At 70.4% G+C, this 16,198-nt stretch carries 18 protein-coding genes; 9 read left to right on the top strand and 9 right to left on the bottom strand.

Annotation, left to right across the window (positions count from 1 at the left end; all coding sequences use genetic code 11):
• Positions 1 to 14 precede the first annotated feature (14 nt).
• Positions 15 to 566: a TetR/AcrR family transcriptional regulator gene (locus FHP06_RS13855; RefSeq protein ID WP_147687389.1), complete on the top strand. Its 552-nt coding sequence runs from the start codon at positions 15 to 17 to the stop codon at positions 564 to 566.
• A 9-nt stretch (positions 567 to 575) separates the two neighbouring features.
• Entirely contained in the window at positions 576 to 1,094 is a 519-nt protein-coding gene (locus FHP06_RS13850; RefSeq protein WP_147687388.1) for a hypothetical protein, read from the top strand.
• Here FHP06_RS13850 and FHP06_RS13845 read toward each other — a convergent pair.
• Genes FHP06_RS13845 through FHP06_RS13835 form a run of 3 tightly spaced genes read right to left on the bottom strand, consistent with a single transcriptional unit; the run spans position 1,091 to position 5,102 of the window.
• Complete coding sequence (locus FHP06_RS13845; RefSeq protein ID WP_147687387.1) at positions 1,091 to 2,677, bottom strand: FMN-binding glutamate synthase family protein; 1,587 nt, start codon at positions 2,675 to 2,677, stop codon at positions 1,091 to 1,093. The two genes, FHP06_RS13850 and FHP06_RS13845, sit on opposite strands and share 4 nt — an antisense overlap.
• A 45-nt stretch (positions 2,678 to 2,722) precedes the next feature.
• Positions 2,723 to 3,571: a hypothetical protein gene (locus FHP06_RS13840; RefSeq protein ID WP_147687386.1), complete on the bottom strand. Its 849-nt coding sequence runs from the start codon at positions 3,569 to 3,571 to the stop codon at positions 2,723 to 2,725.
• 19 nt (positions 3,572 to 3,590) lie between these two features.
• A complete protein-coding gene (locus FHP06_RS13835; protein ID WP_147687385.1) occupies positions 3,591 to 5,102 on the bottom strand; it encodes an MFS transporter in 1,512 nt (503 codons plus the stop codon).
• A gap of 73 nt (positions 5,103 to 5,175) precedes the next feature.
• Here FHP06_RS13835 and FHP06_RS13830 point away from each other — a divergent pair, with 73 nt between their 5' ends.
• Positions 5,176 to 5,703 carry a TetR/AcrR family transcriptional regulator gene (locus FHP06_RS13830; RefSeq protein WP_147687384.1) on the top strand — a complete coding sequence of 176 codons (528 nt, stop codon included), beginning with the start codon at positions 5,176 to 5,178 and terminating at the stop codon, positions 5,701 to 5,703.
• Here the strand turns inward: FHP06_RS13830 and FHP06_RS13825 are convergent.
• Complete coding sequence (locus tag FHP06_RS13825; protein WP_147687383.1) at positions 5,700 to 6,788, bottom strand: pyridoxal-phosphate-dependent aminotransferase family protein; 1,089 nt, start codon at positions 6,786 to 6,788, stop codon at positions 5,700 to 5,702. The genes FHP06_RS13830 and FHP06_RS13825 overlap by 4 nt on opposite strands.
• Before the next feature lie 49 nt (positions 6,789 to 6,837).
• Between FHP06_RS13825 and FHP06_RS13820 the strand changes: the two genes are divergently transcribed.
• On the top strand, positions 6,838 to 7,305 hold the full coding sequence (locus FHP06_RS13820) for a GNAT family N-acetyltransferase (RefSeq protein WP_147687382.1): 468 nt from the start codon (positions 6,838 to 6,840) through the stop codon (positions 7,303 to 7,305).
• Here FHP06_RS13820 and FHP06_RS13815 read toward each other — a convergent pair whose 3' ends face one another.
• Genes FHP06_RS13815 through FHP06_RS13800 form a run of 4 tightly spaced genes read right to left on the bottom strand, consistent with a single transcriptional unit; the run spans position 7,306 to position 11,371 of the window.
• Positions 7,306 to 8,334, bottom strand: coding sequence for a Vgb family protein (locus tag FHP06_RS13815; protein WP_147687381.1), 1,029 nt, complete (start codon positions 8,332 to 8,334; stop codon positions 7,306 to 7,308).
• Positions 8,335 to 8,372: 38 nt separating this feature from the next.
• A complete protein-coding gene (locus FHP06_RS13810) occupies positions 8,373 to 9,785 on the bottom strand; it encodes an FAD-binding oxidoreductase (protein ID WP_147687380.1) in 1,413 nt (470 codons plus the stop codon).
• Between the two features lie 2 nt (positions 9,786 to 9,787).
• A complete protein-coding gene (locus tag FHP06_RS13805) occupies positions 9,788 to 10,558 on the bottom strand; it encodes a class I SAM-dependent methyltransferase (RefSeq protein WP_147687379.1) in 771 nt (256 codons plus the stop codon).
• A 9-nt stretch (positions 10,559 to 10,567) separates the two neighbouring features.
• Positions 10,568 to 11,371, bottom strand: coding sequence for a crotonase/enoyl-CoA hydratase family protein (locus FHP06_RS13800; protein ID WP_222706488.1), 804 nt, complete (start codon positions 11,369 to 11,371; stop codon positions 10,568 to 10,570).
• A gap of 121 nt (positions 11,372 to 11,492) precedes the next feature.
• Between FHP06_RS13800 and FHP06_RS13795 the strand changes: the two genes are divergently transcribed.
• Complete coding sequence (locus FHP06_RS13795; RefSeq protein WP_147687377.1) at positions 11,493 to 11,777, top strand: WhiB family transcriptional regulator; 285 nt, start codon at positions 11,493 to 11,495, stop codon at positions 11,775 to 11,777.
• A 141-nt stretch (positions 11,778 to 11,918) separates the two neighbouring features.
• Here the strand turns inward: FHP06_RS13795 and FHP06_RS13790 are convergent, their stop codons facing one another.
• A complete protein-coding gene (locus tag FHP06_RS13790; RefSeq protein ID WP_147687376.1) occupies positions 11,919 to 12,371 on the bottom strand; it encodes an RrF2 family transcriptional regulator in 453 nt (150 codons plus the stop codon).
• A gap of 137 nt (positions 12,372 to 12,508) precedes the next feature.
• Between FHP06_RS13790 and FHP06_RS13785 the strand changes: the two genes are divergently transcribed.
• Genes FHP06_RS13785 through FHP06_RS13770 form a run of 4 tightly spaced genes read left to right on the top strand, consistent with a single transcriptional unit; the run spans position 12,509 to position 16,181 of the window.
• The gene (locus FHP06_RS13785; RefSeq protein ID WP_147687375.1) at positions 12,509 to 13,549 is read left to right on the top strand and encodes a sulfate ABC transporter substrate-binding protein; all 1,041 of its coding nucleotides are present in this window, start codon (positions 12,509 to 12,511) and stop codon (positions 13,547 to 13,549) included.
• A 1-nt stretch (position 13,550) separates the two neighbouring features.
• Complete coding sequence (gene cysT, locus FHP06_RS13780; protein ID WP_147687374.1) at positions 13,551 to 14,402, top strand: sulfate ABC transporter permease subunit CysT; 852 nt, start codon at positions 13,551 to 13,553, stop codon at positions 14,400 to 14,402.
• Positions 14,392 to 15,207, top strand: a complete 816-nt coding sequence (locus FHP06_RS13775) for a sulfate ABC transporter permease subunit (protein ID WP_147687373.1) — start codon at positions 14,392 to 14,394, stop codon at positions 15,205 to 15,207. The genes cysT and FHP06_RS13775 overlap by 11 nt, the downstream gene beginning before the upstream one ends.
• Entirely contained in the window at positions 15,207 to 16,181 is a 975-nt protein-coding gene (locus tag FHP06_RS13770) for a sulfate/molybdate ABC transporter ATP-binding protein (protein WP_147687372.1), read from the top strand. The genes FHP06_RS13775 and FHP06_RS13770 overlap by 1 nt, the downstream gene beginning before the upstream one ends.
• The last annotated feature ends 17 nt before the right edge of the window (positions 16,182 to 16,198 follow it).

Raw genomic sequence — 16,198 nt, 5'->3', positions numbered from 1 at the left:
GATACACTCGTCCTGTGACCCAGCGTCGTCAGCAGATCCTCGACACCGCGGCCGAGCTGTTCGCGGCCCGCGGCTTCCACGGCGTCACCGTGCACGAGATCGGCTCGGCCTGCGGCATCAGCGGCCCGGCGCTCTACAAGCACTTCCGCAACAAGGACGAGCTGCTGGCCGCGTCGCTCACCGACATCAGCGAGACGCTGCTCAAGGAGGGGACCAAGCGGGCGAAGGCCGCGGCGTCGCCGGAGGAGGCGCTCGCGGCGCTCATCGACTGGCACGTCGAGTTCGCCGTCACCCACCCGTCGGTGATCCTGCTCCAGGACCGCGAGTGGCCCAACCTCCAGGCAACGGCTCGCAAGGCCGTCCGCGCGGCACAGCTGGAGTACATCGACGTCTGGGTCGACACCGTCCGCGCCCTCCGCCCGGCGCTCGACCACCCCACCGCCCGCGCCGCCGTCCAGGCGACGTTCGGCCTGCTCAACTCCACGCCGCACAGCGCCCGCATCAGCGCCCCGGCGATGCGCCGGCTCCTGGCCGACATGGCCCAGCGCTCCCTCTCTGCCCCCTAGACTCCGGGGATGGTGGACCTGGGCAAGATCCTCGGGGCGGGGACGGACGTGAAGCGGCTTCAGGAGGTCGTGGACTTCGTCCTCAGCCGCAAGGACGACCTGATGGTCAGCGCGCAGCTGGCGGCGGAGCTGCCGGCGCTGCTCAAGGTGCTCGCCACCGGGCTCGCGGAGTCGGGCAAGCACGCATCGAACGCCGGCACTGCGCTCACCGGGGCGTCTGGTGCCACCGGGCGGCTGAGCGACGGGACCAAGGCGATGGCGTCGATCTCGACGAGCCTGACGGTCATCGCGAAGCTCGTCGGCGACGCGGCGGACGACGTCGCGAAGGTGCCGCTGATGAGCGGGCCGGCGAAGGAGCTGGCGTCGGCCGCCCACGCGCTCGGCGACACCAAGGCCAACCTCGACGCGCTGGCTGGGAACCTCGACGAGGTGTCCGCCGTCCTCAGCACCGTCGGCAAGGCGCTCGAGCAGCTCGGCACGAGCCTCGGCGCCACCGGCGGCGAGGCGGCGAAGCTCGCTGGCGCCTAGACAGGGTCGAACGTCTTGGGTGACGCGGCCTTCCAGTCGCGCCGCCAGTGCTCCGGGACGTCGGACAGTAGCTGGTCGGGCTCGAGCCACTCGAACAGGTCGTAGTACGTCTTCGTGACCTGCGGGTCGACGCGGCGGAACAGCTTGCGCGGATTGAGCTGGTCGAACGAGTCCAGGCCCATCGACGCGACGATCTGCATCGCGCTGTTCACCGTCTTCTCCTGGAACTGGTGGACCCGGTGCCGCTTGTCCTCGACGACGAGGGCGCGCGAGCGCCACGGGTCCTGCGTCGCGACGCCGACCGGGCACGTGTTGGTGTGGCACGTCTGCGCCTGGATGCAGCCGACGGCGAACATCATCGCCCTGGCCGCGAGGGTGAAGTCGGCGCCCTGGCAGATGCGCTTGACGATGTCGATGCCGGTGGCGACCTTGCCGCTCACGCCGATCTTCACGTTCTCCCGCAGCCCGCAGCCGACGAGCGAGTTGTGCACGAACATCAGGCCCTCGGTCAGCGGCATCCCGACGTTGTCCTCGAACTCGACGGGTCCGGCACCGGTGCCGCCCTCCGACCCGTCGACGATGATGAAGTCCGGCCCGTTGCCGGTCTCGATCATCGCCTTGCAGATGGCCAGGAACTCGCGACGCGAGCCGATGCAGAGCTTGAACCCGACGGGCTTGCCGCCGCTGAGCTCGCGCAGCTGCTGGATGAAGTCGATCAGCCCGAGCGGCGAGTCGAAGGCGTTGTGCGCCGGCGGGGAGATGACGGTCTGGCCGATCGGTACGCCGCGCGCCTCGGCCACCTCGGCGTTCACCTTCGACCCCGGGAGCAAGCCGCCGAGCCCGGGCTTCGCGCCCTGCGACAGCTTGATGTTGATGGCCTTCACCTGGTCGAGCGTCGCCCGCTCGGCGAACCGGTCCGGGTCGAAGTGGCCGTCCTCGGTACGGCAGCCGAAGTAGCCCGACGCGACCTCCATGATCAGGTCGCCGCCGAACCGGGTGTGGTGCTTGCTGATCGAGCCCTCGCCGGTGTCGTGCGCGAACCCGCCGAGCGCGGCGCCGCCGTTCAGCGCCTGGATCGCGTTGCCGGACAGCGACCCGAAGCTCATCGCCGAGACGTTCAGCAGCGCGATGTCGTACGGCTTCGTGCAGTGCGGCCCGCCCACTCGGACGCGCGGCGCTCCTCCGTCGGGCTTCGGCTTGGCCCGCAGCGAGTGAGCCACGAACTCGTAGCCGACGGCCGTGACGTCGCGCTTGGTGCCGAAGGGCTCCTCGCCGTGGTTGCCCTTGGCGCGGTCGTAGACGAGGTCGCGCACCTCGCGGTCGAACGGCTTGCCCTCGGTGTTCGCCTCGATGAAGTACTGCTGGATCTCGGGCCGGATGTGCTCGAGCAGGAACCGCGCGTGCCCGAGGACCGGGTAGTTGCGCAGGATGCTGTGCCGCTTCTGCACGACGTCGTAGACGCCGAGGACGGCGAAGAACACCAGCGGCACGGCGATGATCCAGGCGGCCTTGAACGCGAAGGCGAGCGAGGTGGCCATCCCCGCGATGACGAGGAGCATGAAGACGGTGAACCACCGGACCATGGCGTCATCGTCGCACCGGTCGTGGCGGGTGTCACTCGGATCGGATCAGGGCGCGTTGAGCGGGTCCTGCACCTTGCCGAAGCCGCAGCGCTCGGCCAGGTAGTCGAAGATCTGCGCCTTCTGCGGCTCCTTGAAGCGCAGGTAGATCGGCGACGACCCGAACGCCTTGGACTCCAGTCGCAGCGGCACGATGCCGCCGGTGCGGTCCTCGGCGACGACGTGGACGTCGCACCGGTTCGGGATGAACGTGACCTCGGCGTGCAGCGGCTCGCCTCCGGGCTCGGTGGTCCGGTCGATCGTCGTGGCGGCATCGCTCTCCGGCGCCAGCAGCGTGGAGCCGTCGACGCGGACGAGGTGGACGGGGTCGCCCTTCGCCGGCGGGGTGACGGTGAAGCCGACGGAGATCGTCGCGTTCTTGCCCTTTCCCCGCACGGTCAGCCGGTCATCGATCACGAGCTTCCCGAGCGTGCGGGCCGCGCAGTCGCGCTTCATGAACCGGCCGACGCTGCCGAAGTGATCGGTCGGCTTCACGGTCGACTCGACGGTCTTGCCGTCGTCGACGGAGTACGTGAGGCGCACCGTCGCGTCGAGGCCGCGACCGCAGCGGGCGGGTGGCATCTCCGTCGTGAGGTTCACCTCCGTGCCCGGCTCGATGACCGCCGGTCCGGTGTAGACGGCCGCCTTGGGCAGCCGGCCGGACTCGAGCCGCGCCTTCTCCACGGTGATCGACGTCGTGCCGTGGTTGACGACCTGCACCGAGAACTTCCGGTTCTGCAGGTCCTGGCGCACCTGCTCAAGCCGGACGGTGACGCCCTTCGGGACGTCGACGGTGTCGTCGCCACCGCACGAGGTGAGTGCGGTGGCGAGGAGGAGCAGGACGACGAGGCGGCGCACCGTCCGAGACTAGATCGGATCAGTCGACGGATGCACCACGCAACGTCCGCCAGCTGACGACCGCGGCGCCGAGGGCGACCAGGATCGCCACCGCCGACGTGGTCTGCACCGCGAGGTCGAACGCCTGGTGGGCGGACCCGATCAGCTCGTCGCCAAGCGAGTTCGGGAAGTTCTTCGCCTGCTCCATCGTGCCGCCGAGCGTCTCGAACGCGGAGTCGTGGCTGCCGAAGCGCGCCACCGCCGGAATGGTCAGCTGCTCGCGGTACGTCATCGTCAGGACGCTGCCGAGCACGGCGGTGCCCAGCACGGCGCCGATCTCGTAGGCGGTCTCGGAGATAGCCGACGCGGCGCCGGCCCGGTCGACCGGGACGCTGGACAGCATCACGTCGTTGGTGAGCGTCTCGGCGAAGCCGATGCCCAGGCCCATGACGGCGAACGCGATCATCACCGTCCAGACCGTGGGCGTGCCGATCGCGGCGATCGCGTAGCCGGCGGCCGAGAGGCCGAAGCTCACGCTCACCACGACGCGCACCGGTGCGTGCCGGACGATGCGCACGACGACGAGGCCGGCGACGATCGTCACCAGCAGCCCGGGCACCAGCACCGCGGCCGCCGACATCGGGCTCAGGCCGGCGACGAGCTGCAGGAACTGCGCCGCGAAGAACAGGAAGCCTGCGTAGCCCATCAGGCTGAGCAGGTTCGCGACGATCGCACCGGTGAAGACGCGGTCGGAGAACAGCGACAGGTCGATCAGCGGGTTGGCCGCGGTGGCCTGGCGGTGCACGAAGAGCGCGCCGCCGACCGCACTGATCCCGAGCGCCATCAGCACGTGCTGGCCGACGCCGTGCTCGGCGATCTGCTTGATGCCGTAGACGAACGGCAGCATCGCCGTCATCGACCAGACGATCCCGGGGACGTCGATGCGGCCGGGGTTCGGGTCGCGCGACTCGGGCACGAGCAGGACGGCCGTCGCGAGGAAGACCACGATGATCGGCACGTTGACCAGGAACACCGAGCCCCACCAGAAGTGCTCGAGCAGGTAGCCGCCGACGACCGGGCCGAGGGCGGAGCCGCCGGCGAACGTCGCAGCCCAGACGGCCACGGCGACGCGTCGGTCTGCGCGATGAGCGAAGACCGTGCGGATGAGCGAGAGCGTCGACGGCATGAGCGTCGCGCCGAAGACGCCGAGCAGCGCGCGGGCGCCCAGCAGCGCCTCGGCGGACGGGCTGAACGCGGCGAGCACCGACGCGGCGCCGAAGCCGGTGGCGCCGATGAGCAGGAGGCGGCGACGGCCGATGCGGTCACCGAGGCTGCCGGCGGCCACGAGCAGGCCGGCGAGCATCAGCGGATAGATGTCGACGAGCCACATCAGCTGCTCGCCGGTGGGACGCAGGGCGACGCTGACCTGCGGCAACGCGAACGTGAGCACCGTGTTGTCGATGGACGTCAGCAGCACGGGCAGCACGATGACCGCGAGGGCGAGCCACTCGCGGGGACCGGCCCGGTGCGGGCGAACGTCGATCAAGGTCACCCGCTCAACTATACCGTCCAGACGGTACAGTTCAAACGCCGACCACTGTGATCTCGGACGCTATGCTCACCGCATGCCGGCCACGGAGCGATCGACGCGTGACCGGCTGCTCGACGCCTTCGAGACGCTGCTCGTCACCGCCGGCAGCCGGGCCGCCACTCTCGACGCCGTCGCCGCCGAGGCCGACGTCTCCAAGGGCGGCCTGCTCTACCACTTCCCGAGCAAGGACGAGCTCGTCGACGCCATGCTCGAGCGGCTCCGCGAGATGGGGGCGGCCGACGCCGAGCGGATGGCGGCTGCGAAGAACGGGCCCGTCGCCTACTACCTCGAGACGTCGGTGAACAACGGCAGCGACTTCGACCGCGCCCTCACCGCCGCCGCCCGCATCGCGCAGGAGAACGACTCGCGCGCCGGCGCCGCGCTGGCCGACCTCCGCGACGGCTGGTTCGCCGTCCTGCGCGAGCACCTCGGCGACGAGGCCCTCGCCCGCACCATCCAGCTCATCGGCGACGGCCTCTACTTCGACGACACCACCGGCCTCGCCGAGAAGAGTGCCCTCAAGCACGTCCGCGCCGTGCTCAAGCGGCTCGACGTGCTCTAGGCGAGCACGTCGTCGAGGGCCGCGAGGATCAGCTCGACGGACTCCGGCGTGGCGTTGGGGCCCATGAGGCCGATGCGCCAGACGGACGACGCGTAGGCACCGGCACCGGCACCGATCTCGATGCTGTGCTTCTCGAGCAGCGCCTTGCGGACGGTGGCCGAGTCGACGCCGTCGGGCACCTTGACCGTGGTGAGCTCGGGCAGGCGGTGGCCCTCGGCGGCGAACAGCTCGAGGCCGCGCTCCTCCAGGCCGTCCTGGAGCAGCTTTCCGGCAGCCGCGTGCCGCTCCCAGACGGCGGGCAGGCCCTCGTCGAGGATCCGCGCGAGACCGGCGTGCAGGCTCGCGACCATCGCCGTCGGCGCCGTGTGGTGGTAGGTGCGGCCGCCCGAGCCGGACGCCTCGCCGACGTAGCCACCGAGCAGCCCGAGGTCGAGGTACCAGGAACGCGGCTTCTCGACCCGACGCTCGAACGCGCGGTCGTTGATCGTGAACGGCGCGAGCCCCGGCGCGACGCCGATGCACTTCTGCGTGCCGGCGTAGCCGACGTCGATGCCCCAGTCGTCGGCGCGCAGCTCGATGCCGGCGATGCTCGTGACCGCGTCGACGAGCAGCAGCGCGTCCCCCTTGTCGGCGCCGAGCGCCGCGATGTCGGAGCGCACGCCCGTGGAGGTCTCGGCGTGCACGGCCGCGATGATCGCCGGCGACGGCTGGGCGGACAGCACGCGGTCGACGTCGACCGGCTGGCCCCACTCGTGCTCGACCGGCACCACCTCGGCGCCGCAGCGGGCCGCCACGTCGCACATGCGCTGGCCGAAGAGTCCATTGACCGCGACCACCACGACGTCGCCCTCGTGCACCGTGTTCACGAACGCGGCTTCCATGCCCGCCGAGCCGGTGGCCGACAGCGGGATGGTTCGGGCGTTGTCGGTGCCCCACACCTGGCGGAGCATCGCGCACGTCTCGTCCATCAGCTCCAGGAACACCGGGTCGAGGTGCCCGAGCAGGGGATCGGCGAACGCCGCCGTGGCCCCCGGGTACGGGTTCGTGGGGCCGGGGCCGAACAGGTGGCGGTGGGGGATCTCCATGCCCGCGACGCTACCGGGCGCTGTCAGAGCGCCGTGACACGATTCCGTCGTGATCGAGCTGCGCAAGATCGAGGCCGCCGACCTCCCGATCTTCTGGACCCACCTGCGCGACCCGGAAGCCCAGCGCATGGCCGCCTTCACCCGGCCGTACCACTACGACCGCGACGCCTTCGACGTCCACTGGGCGAAGATCCTGGCCGACCCGAGCATCCTGCCGCGCACGGTCGTGGCCGACGGGGCGGTCGCCGGGAACGTCGCCACGTTCGGCGACCCGGACGAGCGGGAGGTCACCTACTGGATCGACCCGCAGCACTGGGGCCGCGGCGTCGCCACCACCGCGCTGACGCTGCTGCTCGAGCTGGACGGCACCCGCCCGATGCACGCCCACGCGGCCGCAGACAACGCCGCTTCGGTCCGGGTGCTCGAGAAGTGTGGCTTCCAGGTCGTCGGTCACGACTCGGGGTACGCGCTCGCGCGCGACGGGGAGATCGACGAGGTCGCGCTCGTCCTCGCGTAGCTACGAATGCTCCTCCAGGTCGGCCGGGTCGTAGCGGGCCACGCCGCCCTTCGTGGTGAGCCACCACGAGCCGAAGGCCTCGACGGATGAGTAGCCGGTGGTGTCCGTGGGCACGCTCGCGACCTTGCGGCCGGCTGGGTCGACCGCGACGAAGAAGCCGCCGCTGCGGGTGAAGTCCGGTGGCGTGTGCTTGCCGGACAGCCAGAGGGTCCTCCCGCGCGCGAGGAACCCACCGGCCCAGCCGCCGAGGTCGTCGCTCACGGTGACCTTCCCGGACGCGAGGTCGATCCGCGCGACGCGCTCCACCTCGAGGCAGCCCGTCACCCAGAGCGCGTCGTCGACCACGCGCATCGGGCCGCACGCCACGAACGGCTTCGGCATGGCGAACGTGCGCACGACCGTCGCGCTCGTGGGGTCGACCTCGGCGATGCGGTTGTCGTCGAACATGTCGACGTAGAGACGGTCGTCGTGGGCGAGCACCCGCATGGGGCCGCCGTTGCCTGGGGTGCCGACCTTCACGCGGCCCGCGACCTTCTCGGTCTTCGGGTCGATGCGCGCCACCGTCCCCCCGTGGTGCTCCGCCACCCACACCTCGTCGGTGGTGGCCGCGAGCCCGATCGGGTAGTCCTCGATCGTGACCTTCGCGGTGATCTTCCCCGTCGCGCGGTCCAGCCGGTGCACCACGCCGCCCTCGCCGTCCGACACCCACACCGAGCCGAACGCGTCCACCGCGTCGTAGGCCGGGACGTCACGCCGCCAGCGCAGCCGCTCCCTCTCCGGGTCGACGCTCACGACCGACGTGTCGGACCCGACCAGGATCGAGTCCTTCCCGGCGAACACGTCCGCCTCCTCGAGGTCGGTGGCGACCCACGACGCCGGCTGAACGTGCGACGGCAGCTTCGAGTAGGTGGAGGTCGGCGACGGAACGGGCTCGGGTGAGCTCGCGGCCTTCGGCTCGTCGCTGCCGCTGCTGCACGCGGTGGTGGCCAGCACGAGGCTCACGACCAGGGAGCTCAGCTTCGCGACCATGGGGACCTCGCTCGTCCCCGATCACCCCACTGTAGACCTCAGAGCACCGCGCCGGGATTGAGAATTCCCTGCGGATCCAGGGCTTCCTTGACCCGGCGGTTCAGGTCCATGACGTCCTCGCCGAGCTGGTCGGGGAGGGCGGACTTCTTGGTCCGGCCCACGCCGTGCTCACCGGTGATGGTGCCGCCGAGCCTGATGGCGGCCTTCATCACGGCGGCGAACGCCTCGGCCGCACGGCGCACGGAGTCGGGGTCCTTCTCGTCGAACACGATGATCGGATGGGTGTTGCCGTCGCCGGCGTGCGCGACGACGGGGATCTCGACGTCGTGCTCGGCCGCGATGGCGGCGATGGCGGCGAGCAGGTCGGGCAGCAGCGGGACGGCCGCGCCGACGTCCTCGAGCATGAGCGTGCCGCGGGCCTCGATCGCCGGGAACGCAGCGCGCCGGGCCTCGACGAACTGCTCGCCCTCGTCCGGGTCGTCGGTGACGAAGACCTCGGTGGCGCCCGCGGCGGTGCACGCGTCGCGCATCAGGCCGATCTCCTCCGGCCGCGCCGACGCCGGCGCGTCCGACTGGGCGACGAGCAGCGCACCGGCGCTCCGGTCGAGCCCCATCGGCCGATAGTCCTCGACCGCGTTGATCGACGCGGCGTCCATCAGCTCGAGCATCGACGGGCGCAGCGTCCGGCGCATCGCCACGACCGCGCGCGCCGAGGCGTCGACCGTGGGGAACGTCGCGACGAGCGTCGACCGCGCGGCCTGTTCCGGGACCAGCCGCAGGATCGCCCGCGTGACGATGCCGAGCGTGCCCTCCGATCCGACGAACAGCTTGAGCAGGCTCAGCCCCGCGACGTCCTTGATGCGCTTGCCGCCGAGCGTGACGAGCCGGCCGTCGGCCAGCACGACGTCGAGGCCGAGCACGTAGTCGGTGGTGACGCCGTACTTCACGCAGCACAGGCCGCCGGCGTTGGTGGCGATGTTGCCGCCGATGGAGCAGATCTCGTACGACGACGGATCAGGCGGGTACCAGAGCCTGTGCTCCGCGGCGGCAAGCTTCACCTCGCGGTTGAACGCGCCCGGCTCGACGACCGCGACCTGGCACTCGGTGTCGATCTCGATCGCCCGCATCCTCTCCAGGCTGAGCACGATGCCGCCGTCGACGGCGCTCGAGCCGCCGGACAGCCCGCTGCCCGCGCCACGCGGCACCACGGGCACACCGTGCTCGGCGGCCCACCGCACCGTGGTCTGCACCTGCGACGCGTCCTCCGCCCGCACGACAGCGATCGGCGTCCCGGCGTTCGGGTCCTGCGACCAGTCGAACCGGTACCCCTCGACGACGTCGGGGTCGGTGAGGACGACGGACTCCGGCAGCAGCTCTCTCAGGTGGTTGAGCTTGTCGAAGCCACGTCCTTTCGCTCCCCCACTCGCAGAGCTCGTGGGAGGTGCCCCCATGCTCAAGAACCGTTCTTGCGCAGCTCGAGGAAGATGCTCGGGCCGAAGTCGCGTGAGGCGAGGCGCCGCTGCGCGGCCTTCTCCGCGGCGAGCATGACGCTCATGGGCAGCATCTTCTTCAGCCGCTCGCTGCGCAGGTTCGACACCGACAGCTTGTCGACGAGGTGCAGTCCGGCCGACGACAGCTGGCCGACCACGGTGTCGATGTTGTGGTTCACGAACGCGATCGCGTCGGGCTCGTCGGCCGGCGCGGTGCGGATGCTCACCGGCTCGGTGGGCAGCGGCTTGCCCTCCTTCTTGTACCGGCGGCGGTTCTTGAAGTGCCCGTAGTTGGCGACCTCGATGAGTGCGGTGGCGCCCGGCTTCAGCACGCGGGCGATCTCCGCGAACTCCGCCGACGGCTCGGGGATGTGGTGCATGACGCGCACCATCGTGAGGAGGTCGAGCGAGGCGTCGTCGAACTGGAGGTCGTCGGCCTGCATCTGGATCTGCTCGACGTCGGTGCCCGCGAGCACCTTCTTGGCGGCCTCGAGCTGGGTGAGGCTGGGCTCGGCCAGGGTCACGTGGTCGGCGTACTCACGCAGCAGCAGGCAGAGGCGCCCGAACCCGCCGCCGACGTCGGCGGCGCGGCCGAAGTGGCGTCCGTCGAGCAGCCGCCGGATGGCGATCTCCTCGGCCGCGTGCTCGTAGTCGCGGTTGTCCCAGTACTTGGTGTAGTCGTACCCCCGGTCGTACTGGTCGGCGACCTTCTTGCTGGGCTTCTCGTCCGTCACCCGGCAACCCTAACGGAATCGACGAGGCCCGAAATTCGGCTCCGTCTTGGTCATTCCGGCCTTGCGGGCGACCTTCGTGTTGGGCGAGCGGAACATGCGCAGCTGGTAGCGGCGCTCGCGCCCGAACGCACCCCGGAGCCCGCCGCGACGGGAGCGGTTGAGCAGCTTCTTCGACGCCGAGACCGAGTCCGGCGACCGCGCGACCAGCGCGTCCACCAGCTCCATGGCCGGCTTCATCGGGTCGTCCGCGACGCCGGTGGCGAGGCCGTGGTCGGCGGCCTGCTGCCCGGAGAACACCTCGCCGGTCATCACCAGACGCTTGGCGACGTCGGCCGGGACGAGCTCGGACAGCGGCACGGTGCCGCTCATGTCGGGCACGAGGCCCCACTTGGCCTCGAGGATCGACCACTGGCAGTCGGGGGTCGTGAACCGGAAGTCGGCGGCGACGGCGAGCTGGAAGCCGCCCCCGAACACGTGACCGCGCGTCACCGCGATGACCGGGACGGGCAGCTCGCGCCACGTCCACAGCGCCTGTTGGAACAGGTTGGTTCCGCGGAACGGGTTGGGCACGAAGAACCGGACGACCCGCGACGGCTTCTTGCCGGCGGCGGCGAAGTCGAGGCCCGCGCAGAACGACTCCCCAGCGCCCTGCAGGATCACGACGCGCACGTCACGGTTGCGCTTGATGGCCGCGGCGGCGTCGAGCAGGCCCTGCAGCATGTCGAGCTCGATGCCGTTCAGCTTGTCCGGCCGGTTCAGCCAGACGTACGCGATCGGGCCCTCGATCTCGGTACGTACACGGGGTTCGGTCACGTACCGAGGGTATCGGCGGCCCGTGCGCCCGTCCGCCGGGACCGCTACGTTGCTGAACAGATCAACGTTTCGGGGCGGGACCAAGCGACAACCCCTTCGGGGGTGGACGGAGAGGTCGACGATGGTGAACGTGAAACGGCTGCCGATGCCGATCATGGAGTCTTACGACTGGCAGAACGAGGGAGCGTGCCGGGACGTCGAGCCCGACGCCTTCTTCTCCCCCGAGGCCGAGCGCGGCCTGCGGCGGGTGCGCCGCGAGGAGGCCGCCAAGGCCCTGTGCGCCCGGTGCCCGGTGCTCGACGTGTGCCGCGAGCACGCGCTCACCGTCCAGGAGCCGTACGGCGTGTGGGGCGGGCTCAGCGAGTCCGAGCGCCACGAGCTGTTGCAGTCCACGCGAGCCGCCTAGTACCGCGCTCCGTCCTGGCGCCCCCCGGTCGTCAGGCTGGAGCGCGGCACCGGCAACACGACCACGGTCGCCCGCCCGGCAGTGCCGGGACGAGGGCCCGTGGGCCCGAGCTCGGCCCAACCGGGGCCTAGGACGAGGGGCCTAGCGGGTCTGCCAGGCGTCCTCGTCGACCGTGCGCGCGACGACGTCCTTCGGGAGGTCGCCGGCGGCCAGGTGGGCGAGGGTGGTGGTCTCGAAGACCTCGCGCAGGCTGCTGCGCGCCGCGATCCAGACGGTCTGCAGCACCTCGGCGGACTCGTTGTACTTCACGTTCTCCGGCCGCAGGCCGTAGACGCTGAGCAGCGGACCGTCGACGGCGCGGATGACGTCGGCGATCGCGACGGACGACGGATCGGCGGCCATCCGCCAGCCGCCCGCCTGCCCGCGCTGGCTCGCGACGATGGCGGCTCGCCGCAGGTCGGCCAGGATCGCCTGGAGGAACGTCGCCGGGATGTCCTGCTTCGCCGCGATGCGCTCGGCCGAGACGACGTCGTCGGAACGGGCGATCTCGATCAGCGCCCGGAGCGCATAGTCCGACTTCGTCGACACCCGCATGCGCCCACTATCTCAGAGCGTGCGTGGACCGATGTCTCAGTTCCCGAGACACCATCTAAGTCGATCAATATAGTTGTTTTACTTGATCTAGACGGGTTTGGCACCCCCAGCCGCCCACCAGCACAAGGAGAAGCTCCATGCACAGGACCGTTCCGTTCCGACGTCGCCCCGCGGTGGTGACAGCCCTGCTCCTGGCAGCGTCGGTGATCCTCGCGTCCTGCGCGGACACCTCCGGCGACTCCGACTCCGCCAAGGGCAACGTCAGCATCGTCGGCTTCTCGGTCATGCAGACCGCGAACAAGAAGGTCATCGCGGACTTCAAGAAGACCGACGAGGGCAAGGACATCAGCTTCAAGGAGTCGTACGGCGCGTCCGGCGACCAGGCCCGCTCGGTCATCGCCGGCCTGAAGGCCGACGAGGCGCACCTGTCGCTCGAGCCCGACGTCGCGAAGCTCGTCGACGCCGGCCTCGTCGCGGACAGCTGGAAGGACAACGCCAACAAGGGCATCCTCACCCAGTCCGTGGTGGTCTTCGTGGTCCGCAAGGGCAACCCGAAGAACCTCAAGACGTGGGCCGACCTCGCCAAGCCGGGCGTCGAGATCGTCTCGCCGAACCCCGGCTCCTCCGGCTCCGCCAAGTGGAACATCCTCGCGGCCTGGGGCTCGGCGGGCCTCGGCGCGGACGACGGCGACGCCTCGGCCACCGCGTTCATCACGAAGCTGCTGAAGAACATCGTCGCCTTCCCGGGCAGCGGCCACGACGCGACCACCGCGTTCCAGGGCGGCACCGGTGACGTCCTCCTCTCCTACGAGAACGAGGCGATCCAGGCCAAGCAGGCCGGGCTCGACGCCGACTACGTCGTGCCGGACACCACGCTGCTGATCCAGAACCCGGTCGCGCTGACCAAGGACGCGAGCGAGGCGTCGAAGACGTTCCTGGAGTACCAGCTCAGCGACGCGGCCCAGAAGGTCTACGCCACCTTCGGCTTCCGTCCGCTGAACCCGGACATCAAGGTCTCGGTGAAGGGCGCGAACAGCGAGTCGGACCCGTTCCCGCAGCCGACGACCCTGCTGACGATCGACGACGACTTCGGTGGCTGGAGCGAGGCGAACAAGAAGTTCTTCGACGAGAAGAACGGCATCATCACCAAGCTCCTGGCGAAGTCCGGGAAGAGCTGACGTGGTAGCCACGTCGGGTGCGGCCAGGCTCAGACCTGGTCGCACCCGGCGGACTCCCGCTGCCGATCAGCTGCAGGCGGGGTCCGCCCTCGCACTCGGGATCTCGACGCTCTGGTTCAGCCTGCTCGTCCTGATCCCTCTCGCCGCCGTGGTCGCTGCCGCGGCGGCTGACGGCTGGTCGGACTTCTGGAACGTCCTCACCAGCTCGCAGACCGCCGCCGCGATCGTCCTCACCGTCACCCAGGCGCTGATGGTCACGGCGGTCAACGTCGTCATGGGCACCGCGCTGGCGTGGGTGCTCGTCCGCGACCGGTTCTGGGGCCGGCGCGCGCTCGACATCGTCGTCGACGTGCCGTTCGCGCTCCCGACGATCGTCGCCGGCCTCGTGCTCCTGGCGCTGTACGGGCAGAACAGCCCGGTCGGCGTCAACGTCGCGAACACCCGGTTCGCGGTCTTTCTCGCGCTCGCGTTCGTGACGCTGCCGTTCGTCGTGCGCACCGTGCAGCCCGTGCTCGAGGCGCTCGAGCCGGAGGTCGAGGAGGCCGCCCAGTCGCTCGGCGCGAGCCGCGTGACGACGTTCCGGCGCGTGATCCTCCCCGCGCTGGTGCCGGCCATCACCGCCGGCGCCGCGCTCTCGTTCGCCCGCGGCATCAGCGAGTACGGCTCGCTCGTGCTGCTGTCCGGCAACCTCCCCAACCACACCGAGGTCGCGTCCGTCCGCGTGCTCACCTACATCGAGAACGGCAACCGTGCCGCGGCCGCGTCGGTCAGCGCCGTGCTGCTCGTCGTGGCGCTGCTGGCAATCATCGCCCTCGACCTGCTCCAGCGGAGGCTGAGGCGTCATGAGGGCTGATCGGAGGACCGGCGCCGGAGGCTGGGTGCTGCGTGGCGTCGTCGTCACCTACGTCGTGCTGCTGGTCGCCTGGCCCACCGGCCTGGTGTTCAAGCGCGCGTTCCAGGACGGCATCGACACGTTCTTCAGCTCGCTGACCTCGCCCGACGTGCAGCACGCGCTCGCGCTCACCGTGACCGTCGCCGGCTGGGCGGTCGTCATCAACCTGGTGTTCGGCGTCGCGATCTCGCTGCTGCTCGTGCGCTACCGGTTCCCGGGCCGCCGCATCCTCTCCGTCCTGATCGACGTGCCACTGTCGGTGTCGCCGGTGGTCGTCGGCCTCGCGCTCGTGCTCGTCTACAACGCGCGCGACGGGTGGTTCGGCACGACCCTCGCCACCTGGGGCTTCCAGGTCATCTTCTCCACCCCCGGCATGATCATGGCGACCGTCTTCGTCGCCCTGCCCCTCGTCGTCCGCGAGGTCACGCCGGTGCTCGAGGAGATCGGCACCGACCAGGAGCAGGCGGCGCGCAGCCTCGGCGCCGGCGGCTTCCAGACGTTCTGGCGCATCACGCTGCCCGGCATCCGCTGGGCGATCGTCTACGGTCTGGTGCTCGCCGTCGCGCGCTCCATCGGCGAGTTCGGCGCGGTGAAGATCGTCTCCGGCAACATCACCGGTCAGAGCCAGACCGCGACGCTCGCCGTGGAGCAGACGTACCAGAACTTCGACCACCAGGCGGCCTACGCGATCGCCGCCCTCCTCGCCTTCACCGCGATGCTCTGCCTGATCGTCGTCGCGATCCTCCGTCCGAAGGAGCAGCACTGATGTCCATCCGCGCCACGAACGTGACCAAGACGTTCGGCGACTTCGTCGCCCTCGACGACGTCACCGTGGACCTCCCCACCGGCCACCTCACGGCCCTGCTCGGCCCGTCGGGCGGCGGCAAGTCCACGCTCCTGCGGATCATCGCCGGCCTCGACACCGCCGACTCCGGCACCGTCGAGATCGAGGGCGTCGAGGCCAGCCACCTGCCGCCGCAGAAGCGCAACGTCGGCTTCGTGTTCCAGCACTACGCCGCGTTCAAGCACATGTCGGTGGCCAAGAACGTCGCGTTCGGTCTCGAAATCCGCAAGCGCAAGAAGGCGGACATCGACGCCAAGGTGAAGGAGCTGCTCGAGCTCGTGCACCTCAGCCAGTTCGCCGACCGGATGCCGTCGCAGCTGTCCGGCGGCCAGCGCCAGCGCATGGCCCTGGCCCGCGCGCTCGCGGTGGAGCCGTCGGTGCTGCTGCTCGACGAGCCCTTCGGCGCGCTCGACGCCCAGGTCCGCAAGGAGCTGCGCGACTGGCTGCGCCGCCTGCACGACGAGATCCCGGTGACCACCGTCTTCGTCACCCACGATCAGGAGGAGGCGCTCGAGGTGGCCGACGAGATCGTGGTGATCAACCACGGTCGCGTCGAGCAGGTCGGCACGCCGGACGAGGTGTACCACCAGCCGGCCAACGACTTCGTGATGAGCTTCCTCGGCCCCACGACCACGCTGAACGGCTCGGCCGTCCGCCCGCACGACATCGACGTCTTCAACCAGCCGGTCGCCGGGCCCGCGGTGGAGGGCACGCTGACCGAGCTCAAGCGGATCGGCTTCGACGTCCGGGCCACGATCGACACCGCCGGCGGCGAGCACGTGACCGTCCACCTGACCCGCACCCACGCCGACGAGCGCGGTCTCGACGTCGGTCAGCGCGTCTGGATCGTGACCTCGGCCGAGCGGAGGCCCGTGGCGCAAACCGGCCTCGCCTGACCCTCTCCGGCGCGACG

It is taken from the genome of Aeromicrobium terrae, from assembly GCF_008039565.1.
In the GTDB taxonomy this organism is placed as follows: domain Bacteria; phylum Actinomycetota; class Actinomycetes; order Propionibacteriales; family Nocardioidaceae; genus Aeromicrobium; species Aeromicrobium terrae.
This window is presented reverse-complemented; position numbering and strand designations above follow the sequence as displayed.